A 15,909-nucleotide genomic window follows, 5' to 3' on the forward strand; every position below is an offset into this window, starting at 1 on the left:
GCCACCGCTTAGAACGTCGGCTGGGATACTGGCTCTCAATGAGCAATGACACGGCCCACTCCGACTCGCCTTCCGCTCGATCGCTCGGCACTGACAGTTCGGCGTACGATCCCATCGGGGACTCGTCTCACAGTCAATTCGACGACGGGTCCGAGGTAATCCTCGCGATCGTCGACGCCGTGGCCGCCGCGACGGATCGCGACCTCACCGCGATGTCGCCCCTCTACGATACCGTCGATCCGGAGTCGCTCACCGACCTGGTGACCTCCGCTCGAGACCGACCCATCGAGGTTTCCTTTACGTACGAAGGCTGTCGGGTGACCGTCTCGAGCGACGGGGGCGTCGTCGTCGACCCGGCGGAGAACTGAACGCCCGCGAATCGCGGGTTCGAAGCCCGTCTCGGGACCGAGGGCGAACTCGGACGGATCGAATCCGCGTGCGAAAAATCGACTCGCCGGAGAGCCCCCACTCTCCCGTTCCCGTGACTCGAGCCGACCGACCCCGGTTACTCGGAATCGGGCGACTCGAGCGCGCCCGGTGCGACCCGGCAGCCACACGGCGCGACGACGGCGGTGATCGGCCCGCTGGTGGCCGTCATCGTCGCCGGATTCCCGCAGCCGGGACAGGCGGGAAGCGCACCGGTGCGGCCGAATCGGCGTCGTCAGCAGGCATGTGGCCTCCGACGGATGAGACGCGAGAGTGCGGGTTTCACCGCTGTTGCTCCGCGTAAGAGGCGATACGACAGTCGTGCGGGACGGTTATATCTCGGTGAGATGTACGGAATCACGGCTTCGACCTGCACCGATGGAAGCCACGTCTCGGGTGCTCTAACACCCGGGGCATTTCGGCGCATGCCCCCTGCGGCGGAGTGGAGCGTCGCTTCCGTTCTAATCGTTGCGAGCGGACTTATAACTAATACTATATAGTCCGGAATAGTCCCGGTCGACTCGGAAAACGCCAGCGGATCGCCGCGGCCGTCTCGAGGGGGCCTCCCTGCATGCATTCGCGACCGGACATGTTTTCTCCCTGCTTCCCGACGGTCTGAGTATGCAGGCATCCATCGACGCGGTTCGCGTCGCGGGGACGCCCCAGGGGCCGGTCCCGGTGGTCGTCCTCGCCATCGAGGGCGAGGACGACGTCGTGCCGATCTTCATCGGCTTCAGCGAGGCGACCAGCATCGCCCGCGGCCTCGAGGCCGAAGATATCGGACGACCGCTGACCCACGACCTCCTCCTGGACGTCATGGAGGAACTCGGGAGTCGAATCGACCGCGTCGTCGTCAACGAGATCAAGGAACGGGGCGACGGGCAGGGCGGGACCTACATCGCAGACATTCATCTCGAGACGCCTCGCGGCGAGACGGTCGTCGACGCCCGCCCGAGCGATTCCCTCGCACTGGCCGCCCGGACGAACGCGCCGGTCGAAGTGGCCGAGGAGGTCTTCGCGGACAGCCGAGACGACAGGGAAAAGTTCGACGAACTCGAAGACATCCGCAACGTGTCGGGTGAGCTCTAGATGGACGACGTGCTCGCGGACCTGTTCGCCGTCATCGAAGACCGGAAGGAAACGCTGCCCGAGGACTCCTACACCGCCTCGCTGTTCACCCACGAGAAAGGCGAGAACGAAGTGCTGGAGAAACTCGGCGAGGAGACGACCGAGCTCGTGCTCGCCGCGAAGGACGACGACCGCGAGGAGATCGCCCACGAGAGCGCCGACATCGTCTACCACCTGCTCGTCCTGCTCGCGATGAAGGACATGGAGCTGTCGGACCTCGAGGCGGAACTCGAGGCGCGGCGCTGACGCGAAACGAGGGGATTCTCAGTCGAAGCCGCTGATCAACGTCACCAGCCACTGGGCCGGGTCCGGCCGGTCGCGCACCTCGACGCGGTCGACCCACTTCACCCACTGGAACCCCCTGCGACCGGGTGCGACGAGGCGGAGCGGCGCGCCGTGGCCGTGGCTCAACCGCTCGCCGCCGACGCGGGTCGCGAGCAGCGCGTCGCGGGCTTCGTCGATCGGTAGCGTCCATCGGTAGCCGGTCGCGGAGACGAACCGGACGTGCGTGGCGTCCGCCTCGGCGTCGACTCGCTCGAGCAAGTCACCGACCCGAATCCCGCCCCACCGCTGGACCGTGTACCAGCCGCTCGTACAGTCCAGCAGCGCCTCGCGCTCGGCGTCGGGGTCGATCTCGTCGAACGCCAGTTCGGTCGGCGACGCGACCAGCCCGTCGACGGACAGCGCCCAGGAGTCCCGATCGATCGGGTCGGGGTCGTCGGCCACCCACGAGGTGACCGGGAACGCGGCGTTCCCCGCGCCCTCTCGGGGTTGCGAACCGGTGAACCGGCGATCGTGACCGCCGGTGTCGAGGACCGCGTTCGCAAGCGCTTGCAAACGGACGAGGACGGCACCGCCGACGAGCAACCCGGCAAAGCGGATGGCGGTCCGTCGTCCCTCGAGGTCGACCCGCCGCGGGGGCCGGAACCGAGTGGACAGGTGTGCGATCAGCAGCGGAACGAGTGCGAGACCGAAGCCGACGTGGACCGAGAGGAGCGTCCAGTAGGCGATCCGGACGTCGAGTCCGGCGACCCAGAGGAATCCCGTCGACAGCGAACCGAGGGCCGCGACGGCGGTGAGTACGGAGAGGGCGGTCGACGGCATCCAGCGGTCGCGGTCGAGCACCCGGTGCCGAACGCGGTACAGCTTGAACGCGAGCAAGGCGACGATGGTCACCCCCGCGATGCGGTGGAACGCGAAGACCGGCCACCCCGACGGTCGGCCGACGGTAAATGAGAGCAGCCCGCTCGCGACCTCGAGGGAGACGAGGGCGAACAGCGACCAGTCGACGAGCCGCGGTGTCGGCTGGACGCGGGCGAGCACCGCGCGGAGTCGTTCCTCGCTCATCAGCCGACGTACGGTCGCGCGGACAAAGAACCCTCCCGTGGACGCCGTCGGAGTCCGTGCGCCCCGCGACCGCGGTCGACGGACTCGACTGACGGTTCCGAGCGTTCGCCCTCGAGCCGCCTCGACAATCGACCGAACGCGAACGTGTACTTTCATTGTGGGGTAGGTTCCATACTCACTCATTGAGCTAGCGACAGGTCGGCGGCCGGGCCGACCGCGAACGGAGTGACGCCACGTGTCCGACGATTCCACCACCGACGACGCCGCGGGCGGGGCCGACTACCGGCAGGTCTCGTTCGTCGTACTGGCGGGCCTCGCGCTCGTGCTTGCGGCCGTGTTCGCACCCGGCATGGCCGGCGGGAGCGACGGGGGCTCGAGTCCCGGATTCGAGTTCGACCTGGATGGCGACCCGTCGGAGGTCGAGACCGAACCCACCGAACCCACCGACGACGGCGTCGACGAGCCGGGTGAGGGGTTCGACTGGCGGAAACTGCTCGAGTGGCTCGACTTCCGCCCTGACGACGGCGACGGCGGCGATCGCCCGACCGAGGTCGAAGAACCACAGTGCGTGATCACCCTGGATCGAAAGCCGGTCCCCGGCCGCGACGTGACGGCGACGATCCGGTACGAGGGCGAGCCGCTCGTCGACACGCCGGTGTGGTTCGGCGACCGGCGGGTCGGAGAGACGGACCGCGCCGGCCGGGTGACCGGTGAAGTGCCGTACGTCGAGGAACTGGTCGTCCGGGTCGGCGCCGCGACCGACGCGACGTGTCGCGGCGGGACGCCCACGGCACGGTCCTCGAGCGCGGGCGTCCCGGGAGCAGTAGCCCCACCGACGGACCAGTCGGGAACGATCGCCGCTCGAACGGCGGCCGCGACGGCGGTGGCGATACCGGCTCCGCTCGCGGCGAGTACGCAGGACGGTGACTCGGAGAACGGGACGGCCACCTACGCGGTCGACGGGGAGGTCGAACTGCGCGTCGACGGCGACCCCTACCCCGGTGAAACGGTCACCGTCACCGCAGCGATCGAGGGCGAGCCGATGACGGAAGCAACCGTTTCCGTCGACGGGACGGCGGTCGGCGAGACGGACGGCAGCGGGAGGGCCGCGGTGACGGTTCCGGACGACGGCACCGACGCGTTCGAACTCGAGGTCGCCCGCGGCGACTTCGCGGGGACGACGACCGTCGACGTGCTGTTGCTCGAGGCGGCGTTCTCCCCCGACGGGCTCGCGCCGGTTCCCGGCAGCCCCGGTGCGGTCGAAGCGACGATCGACGGCGAGCCGGTCGAGGGTGCAGAGGTGACCGTCGGCGGCGAGTACGTCGGGGCGACAGGAGCCGACGGCCGACTGGCCACCGGACTGCCGCTCGATCCGACGACGACGGTGACGGTCAGCACGGAGCGACAGACCGCGAGCGTCTCGCTCGTCGGTGCCTACGGCGGAGGCGTTCTCCTCGTCGCGCTCGTCGTCGCCGGACTGGCCGCGCTCGCCTACCGCAGGCACGGTCGTCGCGGGCCGCTCACGGTCTTCGGGGCCGCGTCGATACTCGTCGCGGTACTCGTCATCGAGGCGTTCTACGGACGAACGGGCGGCCTCGCCGCCCTCGGTGTCGTGGCGCTGCTCGGACTCGCCGTCGTGCTGACGCGGTCGGACAGGGAGGTTACCAGACCCACTACCGACGATCTTCCATCGGTTCGCGACCGCCTGAACCGACTCGAGTCGCGGCTCGTCGCCCTCGCGTTACGAGTCGTGGACCGGGTCGAGGCGCTGCTCGCGCGGGGGTACTCGCTGGCCGCCGCCGTCCGCGAGTGGCTCCGGTCGCTGCCGCGGTCGGGACGAGCGCTCTGGAAGCGGTTCGCGGGCTGGCTGGGGACGCTCCCGAGCCGTCTCCGATCCGGACTCGAGGCGCCGGGCGGGCTCCCGACTCGAGCGATTGCAGCCGGGGTCGGAGCTATCCCGCTGATCGCGGGCGGCTACGTCGTCGACGGCGTCCGGGGGGCGATCCTCGTCACGGTGGCGCTCGCCGTCGCCGGTGTCGTGCTGTTCCGATCCGACGAGGACGCGACTGACCCGACGGCATCGGACGACGATCGAATGGCGGAGGAGTCCACGGTGTTCGACGCCGGAGAGAACGGCTCGAGGGACGACCGGCGTTCGTTCCGCGAACTCTGGCGAGCCTTCGCGCGGCGAGTCGCGCCGCGACGCTGGCGAACCCGAACCCCCGGCGAGATCGAGCGGCGCGCGCTCTCGAAGGGCTATCCGCGCGAACCGGTTCGGGAGCTGACGACGCTCTTCCGCGAGGTGGAGTACGGCGGGCGCCCCCGCTCGAGCGCCCGTCGGGAACGCGCGGCCGACGCGTACGAGGCCGTCGAGCGGGCTCGAGACCGGGGCGACGGCGAGTCAGCGGACGGTACCGAGCAGGAGGAACCCGCCACGGAGGGACAGTCGTGAGAGCGCGCTACCAGCTGCTGGTCGCCCTGTTCGGACTGGCGCTCGTCGCGATCGGGGCGATCCTGGGAGTCGCCGGCTCCCCGGGGACGGACGGCGCCGGCGCGGCCGGCGTCCTGATCGCACTCGTCGCACTCGCCCTCGGACTCTGGAAGGTCCGGGGCTCGCTCGATACGACCGCGGACGCGCCGGCGGTGCCCTGGGCGCCCGACGAGCCGTTCGCGAACCCGGCCCCCGAGCGGACCGACCGCGACCCCGCGCTCTCGAGCGACGCGTTCGCCGGCGTGATCCGGACGGCCGGCGAGGAGGCTCGCAGTTCGGGGACGATCGACGACGGCATCGCGGTCGTCCGGCCGCCGCTCCGGGAGGCGCTGCTGGACGCCCTCGAGCAAAGTGGCCGGTCGCGGTCGGCGGCCGAGGCGGCGCTCGCGGACGGGAGCTGGACCGACGATCGGGTCGCCGCCAGCGTCCTCGCGGCGGAGATCGAGCCGCCGATCCGTCCGTTCCGCGAGCGCCTTCGCGCGTGGCTGTACCCCGAACGGGTCGTCCGTCAGCGCGCTCGCCGGGCGACGAGTGCGGTCGCCGAGGCCGCCAACGACGCCCTGCCGACGGTACCGGGCCAGACCGCCCCGCGAAACGTGCCCGTTCTCCGGCCGCGTCTCGAGGACCTCCGGCGCGGATCGGACGGCCGACTCCAGCGGGCCGTCGAGCCCCGGGCGACCGCTCGCGGACCGCAGCCGGTTCGTCCTCGAACGGGGGGAGACGCCGAACGACAGGACGGAAACCGAGGCGAGAACGACGGCGAGCGTGAGACTCGAGACGATGGCACCCGAGACGCCGACGAGGCGGTGACCGGCCGATGATCGACCGACAGCAGCGCTGGCGCGGGGCCGTCGCGGCGACGATCGCGCTCGCGGTCGCCGGGGTGATCGACGGAAACCAGATCCTCCTGCTCGGTGCCGTCATTCCGCTGGCGTTCGTCGCCTACGGCTCGCTGACCGGCGTTCGGTTCCCCGACGAACTCGCCGCGACCAGGACCGTGACGCCGACGCCCGCGCCCCCCGGTCGACCCGTTACGGTCGCCCTGAAAATCGTCAATGACTCCGATCGGACGATTACCGATCTCCGCGTCGCCGACGGCGTCCCCGCCGAAATCGCCGTCCTCGAGGGATCGCCGCGGGGCGGCGCGACGCTCGAGCCGGGTGAGAAACTCACCGTTGAATACGTCGTCGTCGCTCGCCACGGCGAGTACGAGTTCGACCCGCCCCAGTGTCGGGTCCGCGGGCTCGGGGCGAGCGCGATGGCGACGGTGGGACTGTCGGTGTCGGGCGATCGGGCGGTCGTCTGTCGGCTCGACGCCGACGCGCCGCCGATCGAGGAGGACGGGTCGGGGCGCGTCGGGCAACTCACGACCGACGACCCCGGCGAGGGGCTCACCTTTCACTCGACCCGCGAGTACCGCCCCGACGACCCCGCGGAGCGGATCGACTGGCGCCACTACGCGAAACGCGGGACCCTCGCGACGGTCAACTACGAACGACAGGTCTCCGCGACGGTCGTGCTGGTCCTCGACGCGCGAGTCCAGAGCCGGGTCGTCGCCGGCCCCGGACAGCCCACCACGGTCGAATACGGTGCCTACGCCGCGACCAGAGCGCTGACCGACCTTCTCGAGCGCGGCCACGACGTCGGGATCGCCGTCATCGGAACGGACGGCCCCGGACCGGCCGGCTGCCACTGGCTCGAGCCAGCGAGCGGAGTCGAACAGCGAACGCGCGCGCTCGACGTGCTCCGGACGGCGACCGAGGACGACGGATCGACGACCGACCGCAGTTCGGACGCGTATCGGTCCGCACTCCGCCGACGGAATCGAACGACCCACCAGGTGCGCAAGGTGCTCGAGCTCGTCCCGGCGAACGCACAGCTCGCGCTGTTCTCGCCGGTTCTCGACGATCAGCCCGTGGATGCGGTCGAGACGTGGCGCGGTGCTGGCCTGCCGGTCGCCCTCCTCTCGCCCGACGTGATCCCGGAAAACACCGTCAGCGGCCAGTACGAACAGACGCGCCGTCGAACGCGGCTGGCCCGCTGTCAGGCCGCCGGCGCGCGCACCGTCGACTGGCGACGCGGGACGCCGCTCCCGCTGATCATCGAACGCGCCTTCGCCGCCGACGTGCGCCTCTCGAGTTCGCGACTGAGCGGGGCCGGCGGTGGAAATCGCTCGAGCGGTGGACTCGACGGCGGCGACTCGAGCAGTGAGATCGACGGAAGCGACTCGACCGAAAGCGAACCCGCCGAAAGTGCGAGCGGGCCGACACGCGTGGACGGAACGACGGAAATCGGGACGGACGGCGGATCGAGCGACGACCCCGGGTCGGCTTCGGCAACCGAGCCGCAGCGACGGGGAGGTGACGAGTAGATGTCCCTCGCCGGCCCCCGCCTCGATCGACCGTCCGCGATCGGCGACGAGGGGCGGCCGCGGGCCGCGAGCCTCTGGATCGCCAGCCTGATCGTCGTCGCCATCGTCGGCGTCGTCGGCCTCGAGATCGGCGAGTCGTCGCTGTTGCCGACGCTGGGCCTCGTCGTCGGGCTGAGCGTCGCCGGCGTCGGCCTGCTCGAGCGCGACGGGTTCGTCAGCCAGGTCGTCGCTCACGGGTTCCTCATGACGTTCGGGACGGCGTTCGCGCTGGTCGTGCTCGCAGCGCCGTTTGTCACTCGAGCCGGGCTCGCGGCGAGCGGATGCGCGCTCGCACTCGCCGGAATCGGAGCGGCCTGGGCCGACGTCGGCGGTGACGAGCTGAAACCCGCCGCAGTCGGGACCGTGATCGGCTACGTGACGATGCTGTGCTCGGCGATACTCGTGACGGTCCTGATCGGCATCGTCCTCTTCGGCTGGTCGGTTCTGACGACCATAACGGGGGTTTCGACGCCGGTCGCGTCCGTCATGGGCTTCTTCCTGATCCTGGCGGGCACCGGTGGCGTCGTCCGACTGGCGCTCCGGTGGCTCCCGGTTCGACAGTTGACGCCGCGGGACCGGCGGCCGGAAATCGAACGGCGACTCGCCGCCCTCCGACGGCGGCTGCTGTATACCGTCGTCGGATCGATCGGCGGGCTCGTCGGCACCGCTCTCCTCGTGATTGTAGCTCCTTCCGGTCTGATAGCGGGCGTCCCGTTGCTGGCGAGCGCGCTCGGCGCGCTCTCGTCGCCGGTCGTCGTCTGGCCGATCGTGGCCGTCGGCGGGATCGCGCTCCTCGCCGGCATCGGTGCGGTCCTGCTCCGCCGGATGAGCAAGGAGGTCACCGCGCGGACGACGCGCCGGAGCGCCGCGATCGTCGTCGGCGTCGCGCTCTCGGTACCGTTCCTCCTTGGACTGTTCCTTTTCGTCGCGGGCATCGGGGCCGCCAGCGGGGCCTTCGTGATCGGAGCGGCGCTGGTCGTCGGTCTGTTGCTGGGCCCGCTCGCGGTCGCGTTCGTGCTCGGGAGCGCCGTCGTCGGTGTCGCACTCGGAGTGCTCCCCAGACGGGCGATGGGGCCGACGATCGCCGCGCTGGGGCTCGTCGTCGCCGCGATCGGAGTGGGACGGGGAAACCCCCTCGTCGTCTTCGCCTGCATCGCCGGCGCGATCGTCGTCTGGGACAGCGCGACGTACGGACTCGGGCTGACGGCTGAACTCGGCCACCTGCCCGAAACCCGCCGGCTCGAGCTGTTCCACGGTGCCGTCACCGTCGGCCTCGCCGTCGCGAGCGTGGTCGTCGTCACCGCCCTCGAGTTGCTCCGCGCCGGCCTCTTCGCCGGCGGCGGCGCGACCGGCGGCGTCGTCCTCGTCGTGGTGGGCGCACTGCTCCTGTTGATTCCGTTGCGCGGCTAGGGGCGGAGCCGGCGGCCCGACCTGATCCGCCGCGCGGACTCGAGGGGAGGCTTCTTGGGCATATAGATTCACTGTCGTGTATGGACGAGACGAACGCGACGCCCGACGACGCCGCGCGCGCCGTCAGACGCGTCGTCGAACGCATCGAGGAAGCCGCCGTCGTCGACCGCGAAGTCCTCCACGCCATGCTCTCGGCGGTGCTGGCCCGGGGCCACGTCCTGCTCGAGGACGTGCCGGGGACGGGGAAGACGGTCACGGCGCGAGTGATCGCGGAGGCGATGGGACTCGAGTTCAAGCGGATCCAGTTCACGCCCGACCTGCTGCCCTCGGACGTGACCGGGTCGACGATCTACGACGAGGAGACCGGCGAGTTCGAGTTCGCGAAGGGCCCCATCTTCACCAACGTCGTCCTGGCCGACGAGATCAACCGCGCGCCGCCGAAGACCCAGGCGGCGCTGCTCGAGGCCATGGAGGAAGGCCAGGTGAGCGTCGACGGGACGACGTACGACCTGCCGGAGCCGTTCCTGGTCGTCGCGACCCAGAACCCGATCGAACAGGAGGGGACCTTCCGCCTGCCCGAGGCCCAGCGCGACCGGTTCAGCGTCAAGACCTCGCTCGGCTACCCCGACCTCGAGGGCGAGATGGGGCTGCTCGAGCGCCGAGCGAACCGCCGGTCGCTCTCGCCGAGCGTCGACCCGGCCGTCCGACCGGACGCGGTCCGTCTCCTGCAGGACATGACGGAGGACGTCACCGTCGACGAGAAGGTCCGCCGCTACATCGTCGAACTCGCGCGGCAGACGCGGGCGGATCAGCGGGCCGAGATCGGCGTCTCGCCGCGAGGCGTCCAGCGAGTGTTCGAGGCGGCCCGCGCCGCGGCGCTGATCGACGGCCGGTCGTACGTGACGCCGGACGACGTCAAGCACCTCGCCCAGTCGACGATGGCCCACCGGATCGTGCTCACGACCGAGGCGACCGTCGAGGGCGTCGAGGGCAGTGCCGTCGTCCGCCACGCCCTGAACGCGGTCGACGTCCCGGCGGTCGCACCGGGCCCGGACGAGCCCGCTCCGGCGTCCGAACCGGACCTCGACACCGGCTCCGAAGACCCCGCTACGGACTCCGAGCCCTCGTCCGAACGAGACTCGGACGGCGACCCCGAATCAGTGCCCGGATCAGATCCGAACCCCGACACCGGCTCCGAAACGACGCCCGCGTCCGGGCGCGGGGATGCCACCGAACGGGGCGACGGCTCGAGTCACACGCGAGACGGACACGAGGAACCCCGAAGCGACGACGAGTTCGATTGGGCTCGATAATCCGAGTACGGCCCCAGCAGAGTGCTTGCAACCGCCCGTCATAGCTTCATACCGGTCGCTGCTGTCGCCAGTAGTGCATGGCACTACAACAGCTCGAGCACGCCGACGACCACATGCAGGAGTGTATCGACAACTGCCTCGAGGCCGCACAGGCCTGCGAGTGGTGTGCCGACGAGTGCGCCGGCGAGGGCGAGGAGATGGCCCGCTGTCTCCGGCTCTGCCGGGACGTGGCGGACATCGCGTCGCTGCACGCGCGATTCATGGCTCGCAACTCGGGCTACCATGGGGAACTGGGCGAACTCTGTGCGGATCTCTGCGAGGAGTGCGCCGAGGAGTGCGAGCAACACGACCACGACCACTGTCAGGCCTGCGCCGAGATTCTGCCGAAGTGCGCCGAGAGCTGCCGGGAGATGGCGTCGGCCTGAGGCCCGAGACGGAAGCCACGGACGGACTCGCGCACGGTCGATCGTGACGATCTCGTGTGACGTCCCGATCAGGAACTGACCGCCGCACCGACGATCCCCGCGACCGCGCTCTCGAGGGCCATCACGAGCGAGATCGCGACGGCGAGCGCGAAGATGCCGACGCCCGCAACACCGGTGACTGCACCCCCAATGGGACCGATCGCGAGCCCGGCGATACCGACGGCGACGCCGACGAGGAGGCCGCCGATGATCCCGCCGAGCGCGCCCGCGAGCAGTCCGTGCCAGAACCCGCTTCCGAGGCCGCCGCCGGCCATGTAGCCCGCGACGAAGCCGCCTGCCAGTCCCGCCGCGATCTGGCCGATCCCCGGCACAACCAGTCCGATGATTCCGAGCACGGTCGCGACGACGAACCCGACGAAGACAGCACGCCAGTCTGTCATGGGTGATCGTAAACCGGCGATGGGGATAAGGTCGCGGCGGACACCTGCTGTCCTGGACAGCCGCGACTCGAGTCGAGGGCACCGACGAGCCCGCGTCTCGACGAGACAACGCACTGGTATCCGGCCCATAACGAACGCCCTTTATGATCCGGCGCTCTAGTTGTGGACATGATTTTCGAAGACCTTCCGACGACGCCCACGTCGGAAGAGCTGATCGACAAAGCGTTCTCGCGGGCGGCGCGGGCCGGCAAGGCCAAAGGCGGCCTCGAGGCCCAGCAGTCGATGCTCCAGACGGCGGCCAACATCATTTCGGACAACCTCGAGAACGTGGTCACGGCGTGGCCCGACTTCGAGTACGAGGACGACGTCCACCCGTTCTACTACGAGCTGGCGGACGCGATCGTCGACGTGGACGAGCTCCGACAGGCGCTGTCGGAGGTCATGTGGGCCAGCCGGAAGGCCCGCGAGATTCACGAGGAGTACCAGCCGCGGCTGCGAAAGACCGACGTGGACACGGCGCGCAAGCACCGCAAACAGGCCTTCGCCCGCCTCGCGGACATCGTCGAGCAGGTCGACGACCACCTGTTGTATATCAACAAATCGCGCAACGACCTGCGCGACCTGCCGGAGATCAACCCCGACGAGCCGACGATCGTCGTCGCCGGCTACCCCAACGTGGGCAAGTCCTCGTTCGTCAACGACGTCACGAACGCGCGCGGCGAGACCGCGTCCTACCCCTTCACCACGAAGGGGATCGGCGTCGGCCACTTCGAGCGCGACCACATCCGGTATCAGATCGTCGATACGCCGGGCCTGCTCGACCGCCCGCCGCAGGACCGCAACGAGATCGAATCGCAGGCCGTCAGCGCCATCGAGCACCTCGCCGACTGCATGCTCGTCGTGGTCGACCCCACCGCCGAGTGCGGGTATCCGATCGACTCGCAGCTCGAGCTCCGGGACGCGATCTCGGCCCGGTTCGAGGACATCCCCGTGTTCACGATCGCGAACAAGTCCGACCGCTTCGAGGACGGAGCCCTCGACGACGCCGTCGCGGCCGACTACACCATGAGCGTCGAAACCGGCGCGAACGTGGAGACGGTACTCGACGCCGCCGTCGAGGCCATCGGGTACGAGCCCGAGTTGCCGTTCGAGGGGTAACGGTGCTCGCAACGCGATCGACACCGGGGGAGCGGTCGCGGTGAAGGGCCCCGGTATCCTCTGGATGCTCCAGACCGTCGCCGGGATGTCGATGGCCGGCCCGATGTTCATTCTCGGCGCTAACCGCCTGCTTTCGGGACGCTACGCCTGGGGAATCGGATTTCTGCTCTTCGGCGGCGTCGTGCTCTACTTCCCGACGTATCTCGTCAACCGCATCGACGGCCCGCGAACGCGGATTCGACGGCGGATCGGTCGCAGCGACGAAAATGAAGTCGACACCGTGGCCGGGAACGATGGCGACAGCGCCGCCGACGGGACCGACGGGACAACCGACGTCGAACGCGGAACCGACGAGGAGTCGACGGACGTTCCGCTGCTCGGTCGACTTCGCGATCGATAGGAGACGCGGCGAGCGCGGCGACCGACCGCTGTTCGTCCGACGAGATCGTCACTCCTGCGTGAGTTCGATCCGCGAAACGACCGGCGTCCGCGTCACCGAACCGGTTTCGAACTCGAGACGGAGCCGGAACCGATCGTTGTCCGCGGTGATCCCCTCGACCGCGTAGACCTCGCTGCTCTCCGTCAACGCGACCGGGTCGCTCACCTCGTCGGCCGTTCCGTCACCCGTCGTGTCGGATTCGACGTACGCGGTCACGTTTTCGCCGTCGAGCGTCGCCGAGACGTTCTCGAGTTGCAGGGAGTCGGCCCGCATGTCGCCCGTCGTCGTCCGCCAGTCGGTGATGTGGCTTCCGTTGGTCGCCGTGAGGTACTCGTCGGAGAGTTCGTCGTCCGTCAGCGCGCGGTCGAACAGGCGGACCTCGTCGATATCACCGGCGAAGGATCGATTCGAGGCGCTGTCGTCGATGTTGTCACCGATCCCCAGCGGATGGTCATCGGTCGCGCGCACGTTCGACGGCGGGTCGGCGGTTCCGGTCTGTCCGTCGGCCGAGACGCTAAACTCCGTATCGGCCTCGAACCGGCCGCTGACGTGGACCCATCGCCCCTCGTGATCGTCGGGGAGCGTGACGGTCGCGAAGTGGTACTCGGTCCCGTCATGGATGGCGAACTGTACCTCCGGACTCGTCGACGACGGGACGAGCTGCAGGTTGTACGACGCGTCCGACTTCTGGACGATCGCCATCGCGTCGTCGACGGTGTCGCCCCAGCCCTCGTCGAGTTTGATCCACGTGGAGACGGAGACCCGGTCGTCGGTACTCATCTCGAGCGAATCGCTGTGCGAGACGTTGACGTGTTGATTCTGCGTGTGATCGAAGTCGTACGCGGTGGTCCCGACCAGTCCCGTCTGACCCGGCGTCGGGTCGTTCACGTGTCTGCCGTCGTTGGCCCCCGTCGCGTCGAACGCCGTGTCCCCGCTGTCCTCGTCGAGCGGCCAGTAGGCGACCAGCCCGCTGTCGCCGGCGTCGTATCCGAGCCTGACCGTGTCGGCGTCCCGGTCGCCGATCCCGTCGCTGACCGTCCGTTCGTGCGTTCCCGCGGACCAATCTCCGTCCGTCGACCAGTCCAGACTACCGGCGTACCGAAACGAGAGGAGGTCGCGGCTCCCGTCGATCCGCACGAGCGCGCGGTTCTTACCCCCCTCGATCGGGTGATCGAGCGTCACGGCGAGTACCAGGTTCCGCCGCCAGGGCTCGCCACCGATCACGTCCGTTTCGGCGACAGTCGCGAGCTCCCCGTTTAGTACCACCTCGAGATCGTCGGGCCTCAGGGTCCCACCACCGACGTTTTTGACGTATACCGTCACCGTCTCGTCGGTCTCGTTGTAGACCGCCTTGGCCTCGGGATCGTTGATGATCTCGATTTCGGCGTCGATCGCCGCAGTCTCCCTCTCGCCCTCCTCCTCGACGGATTGGGCGTACAGTCCGGTTTCGGTGACGATGACGCCGACGAACAGCGTCGACACGCTGAGCGCCGCGATGAACAGTATCAACTGAGCGACCGAGGCACGGACCATCGATAGGGAACGTCTCGAATCGGAGTTCCGAACCGAAATAACGCTGCCGGCCGATGAGGTCGACCGATCCGAGGTCGACTCCGCGACCCGATCAGCGTTCGACGACCTCGACGTACCTGACCTCGACGGTGACGGACTGATCGGCGTGGTCGTTGATCCGCCCGCTGAGGACGTCGGCCAGTTCGGGTGCCGATTCCCCCGGCGGGCCGCCGATCGTGACGATCACCCGCTCCGGGTTCCGGAACGGGTAGTTGTCGTCCATCACGACCTGAAACTCGAGCAGTTGGTAGTCCTCGTACTGGTCCTGTGCGAGGACCGCTTCCACTTCCTCGCGGGCGTCCTGTTCGAAGTTCCCCGTTTCGTAGGAGGCGTACGTGATCCCGCCGAGAAACACCGCGAAGACGAGGACGATGAGGGCGAGGCCGACGATCCGCTTGCGGACGCGTTGCTCCGTTTCCCCGAGCTGGAACAGGTTCTCCGGACGGTAGCCGGCGTACCACAGGGTCAACAGACCGGCGAGGTCCACCGAGAGCAAATTGACGAGGACCAGCACCGTGGCACCGATCGCGGACGTCGGTTCTCCCCACGCGAGGGCGATCCCCGCGACGCCGGCTGGCGGGATCAATGCCGCGGCGATCATCACGCCGACGAGGGCGACCGACGTCCCCGTCGCGATGCTCACGACCCCCGCGATGCCCGCGCCCAGCGCGATCGCGAGCGACAGCAAGTCCGGCGCGAGTCGCTCCGATATCTCGCCGACGCTCGAGAGGACGAGATCCGGCGGGACGATGTTCAGGGATCGAACCAGCACCGCGAAGATCGCCGCCGCCGCGATCGCGACCACGACACCGATGACCTGGTAGGTGACGCTCTCGACGAACAGTTCTTCGTCGTCGATCACCGTCCCGACGCTCGCCCCCAGGGCCGGGCCGATCAGGGGCGCGATCACCATCGAGCCGACGACGACGGCCGGCGAGTCCAGGAGTAGCCCCGCGGTCGCGACGACGGCGCTGATGACCGTCATCACCACGTAGACGGGAAAGCTCGGCGTCAGACCCTCGGCCTCCGCCTGCAGTTCCTGGCGAGAAATGCGGTCCGACTCGACGTCACCGGCCTCGTACTCCTCGCGCAGCGCCTGGAATCGACGGGAGACTACCGTTTCCGCGTCGACGACGACCGTGTAGGCGTCTTCGTCGATCCCGGCGTCCTGTATCTCGTCGAGCACCGGTTCGACCGCCGCATCCGGCAGCGGGAAGTAGACGACCGCCGTATACTCTCGACTGCTGGTCTCGTCCGAGACGACGTAATCGATCTTCCGCTCGTCGAGGGCGCCGAGGATCGTCTCCCGCTTCCCCGTCGGAACCGTCAACTGTACGAGCCGCACGTGTC

15 protein-coding genes are annotated in these 15,909 nt (G+C 69.1%); 11 read left to right on the plus strand and 4 right to left on the minus strand.

Annotated elements, in window-relative coordinates; translation table 11 throughout:
- The first annotated feature begins 38 nt into the window (after positions 1 to 38).
- The 3 genes from NDI89_RS05210 (at position 39) to hisE (ending at position 1,800) form a co-directional block, all read left to right on the plus strand.
- Positions 39 to 368, plus strand: a complete 330-nt coding sequence (locus tag NDI89_RS05210; RefSeq protein ID WP_277520442.1) for a HalOD1 output domain-containing protein — start codon at positions 39 to 41, stop codon at positions 366 to 368.
- 679 nt (positions 369 to 1,047) lie between these two features.
- Positions 1,048 to 1,515, plus strand: coding sequence for a bifunctional nuclease family protein (locus NDI89_RS05215; RefSeq protein WP_277520443.1), 468 nt, complete (start codon positions 1,048 to 1,050; stop codon positions 1,513 to 1,515).
- Positions 1,516 to 1,800, plus strand: coding sequence for a phosphoribosyl-ATP diphosphatase (gene hisE, locus NDI89_RS05220; protein WP_277520444.1), 285 nt, complete (start codon positions 1,516 to 1,518; stop codon positions 1,798 to 1,800).
- Between the two features lie 18 nt (positions 1,801 to 1,818).
- On the opposite strand, the gene NDI89_RS05225 is transcribed toward hisE, so the two are convergent.
- Positions 1,819 to 2,904, minus strand: a complete 1,086-nt coding sequence (locus NDI89_RS05225; protein WP_345781965.1) for a molybdopterin-dependent oxidoreductase — start codon at positions 2,902 to 2,904, stop codon at positions 1,819 to 1,821.
- Between the two features lie 232 nt (positions 2,905 to 3,136).
- Here NDI89_RS05225 and NDI89_RS23920 point away from each other — a divergent pair, with 232 nt between their 5' ends.
- The 6 genes from NDI89_RS23920 to NDI89_RS05255 all read left to right on the plus strand — a co-directional run bounded on the left by NDI89_RS23920 (position 3,137) and on the right by NDI89_RS05255 (position 10,950).
- Positions 3,137 to 5,353: a DUF4129 domain-containing protein gene (locus NDI89_RS23920; protein WP_277520446.1), complete on the plus strand. Its 2,217-nt coding sequence runs from the start codon at positions 3,137 to 3,139 to the stop codon at positions 5,351 to 5,353.
- Entirely contained in the window at positions 5,350 to 6,213 is an 864-nt protein-coding gene (locus NDI89_RS05235) for a DUF7269 family protein (RefSeq protein WP_277520447.1), read from the plus strand. Before NDI89_RS23920 ends, NDI89_RS05235 begins: the two co-directional genes overlap by 4 nt.
- Positions 6,210 to 7,763 (plus strand): DUF58 domain-containing protein, encoded by a 1,554-nt coding sequence (locus tag NDI89_RS05240; RefSeq protein ID WP_277520448.1) that lies wholly within the window; start codon positions 6,210 to 6,212, stop codon positions 7,761 to 7,763. The genes NDI89_RS05235 and NDI89_RS05240 overlap by 4 nt, the downstream gene beginning before the upstream one ends.
- Positions 7,764 to 9,212, plus strand: a complete 1,449-nt coding sequence (locus tag NDI89_RS05245; RefSeq protein ID WP_277520449.1) for a DUF7519 family protein — start codon at positions 7,764 to 7,766, stop codon at positions 9,210 to 9,212.
- Between the two features lie 80 nt (positions 9,213 to 9,292).
- A complete protein-coding gene (locus tag NDI89_RS05250) occupies positions 9,293 to 10,525 on the plus strand; it encodes an AAA family ATPase (protein ID WP_277520450.1) in 1,233 nt (410 codons plus the stop codon).
- Between the two features lie 77 nt (positions 10,526 to 10,602).
- Complete coding sequence (locus NDI89_RS05255) at positions 10,603 to 10,950, plus strand: four-helix bundle copper-binding protein (protein ID WP_277520451.1); 348 nt, start codon at positions 10,603 to 10,605, stop codon at positions 10,948 to 10,950.
- Positions 10,951 to 11,018: 68 nt separating this feature from the next.
- On the opposite strand, the gene NDI89_RS05260 is transcribed toward NDI89_RS05255, so the two are convergent.
- Positions 11,019 to 11,390 carry a DUF5518 domain-containing protein gene (locus NDI89_RS05260; RefSeq protein ID WP_277520452.1) on the minus strand — a complete coding sequence of 124 codons (372 nt, stop codon included), beginning with the start codon at positions 11,388 to 11,390 and terminating at the stop codon, positions 11,019 to 11,021.
- 168 nt (positions 11,391 to 11,558) lie between these two features.
- Between NDI89_RS05260 and NDI89_RS05265 the strand changes: the two genes are divergently transcribed.
- Positions 11,559 to 12,548 (plus strand): NOG1 family protein, encoded by a 990-nt coding sequence (locus NDI89_RS05265; RefSeq protein WP_277520453.1) that lies wholly within the window; start codon positions 11,559 to 11,561, stop codon positions 12,546 to 12,548.
- Between the two features lie 40 nt (positions 12,549 to 12,588).
- Positions 12,589 to 12,948 carry a hypothetical protein gene (locus NDI89_RS05270; protein ID WP_277520454.1) on the plus strand — a complete coding sequence of 120 codons (360 nt, stop codon included), beginning with the start codon at positions 12,589 to 12,591 and terminating at the stop codon, positions 12,946 to 12,948.
- A 48-nt stretch (positions 12,949 to 12,996) separates the two neighbouring features.
- On the opposite strand, the gene arlG is transcribed toward NDI89_RS05270, so the two are convergent.
- Together arlG and NDI89_RS05280 are read right to left on the minus strand one after the other, a co-directional pair.
- Positions 12,997 to 14,520, minus strand: coding sequence for an archaellum stator protein ArlG (gene arlG / locus NDI89_RS05275; RefSeq protein ID WP_277520455.1), 1,524 nt, complete (start codon positions 14,518 to 14,520; stop codon positions 12,997 to 12,999).
- Between the two features lie 91 nt (positions 14,521 to 14,611).
- Positions 14,612 to 15,904: a TIGR00341 family protein gene (locus tag NDI89_RS05280; protein WP_277520456.1), complete on the minus strand. Its 1,293-nt coding sequence runs from the start codon at positions 15,902 to 15,904 to the stop codon at positions 14,612 to 14,614.
- Positions 15,905 to 15,909 lie beyond the last annotated feature (5 nt).

It is taken from the genome of Natrinema salsiterrestre (assembly GCF_029502005.1).
Lineage (GTDB): Archaea > Halobacteriota > Halobacteria > Halobacteriales > Natrialbaceae > Natrinema > Natrinema salsiterrestre.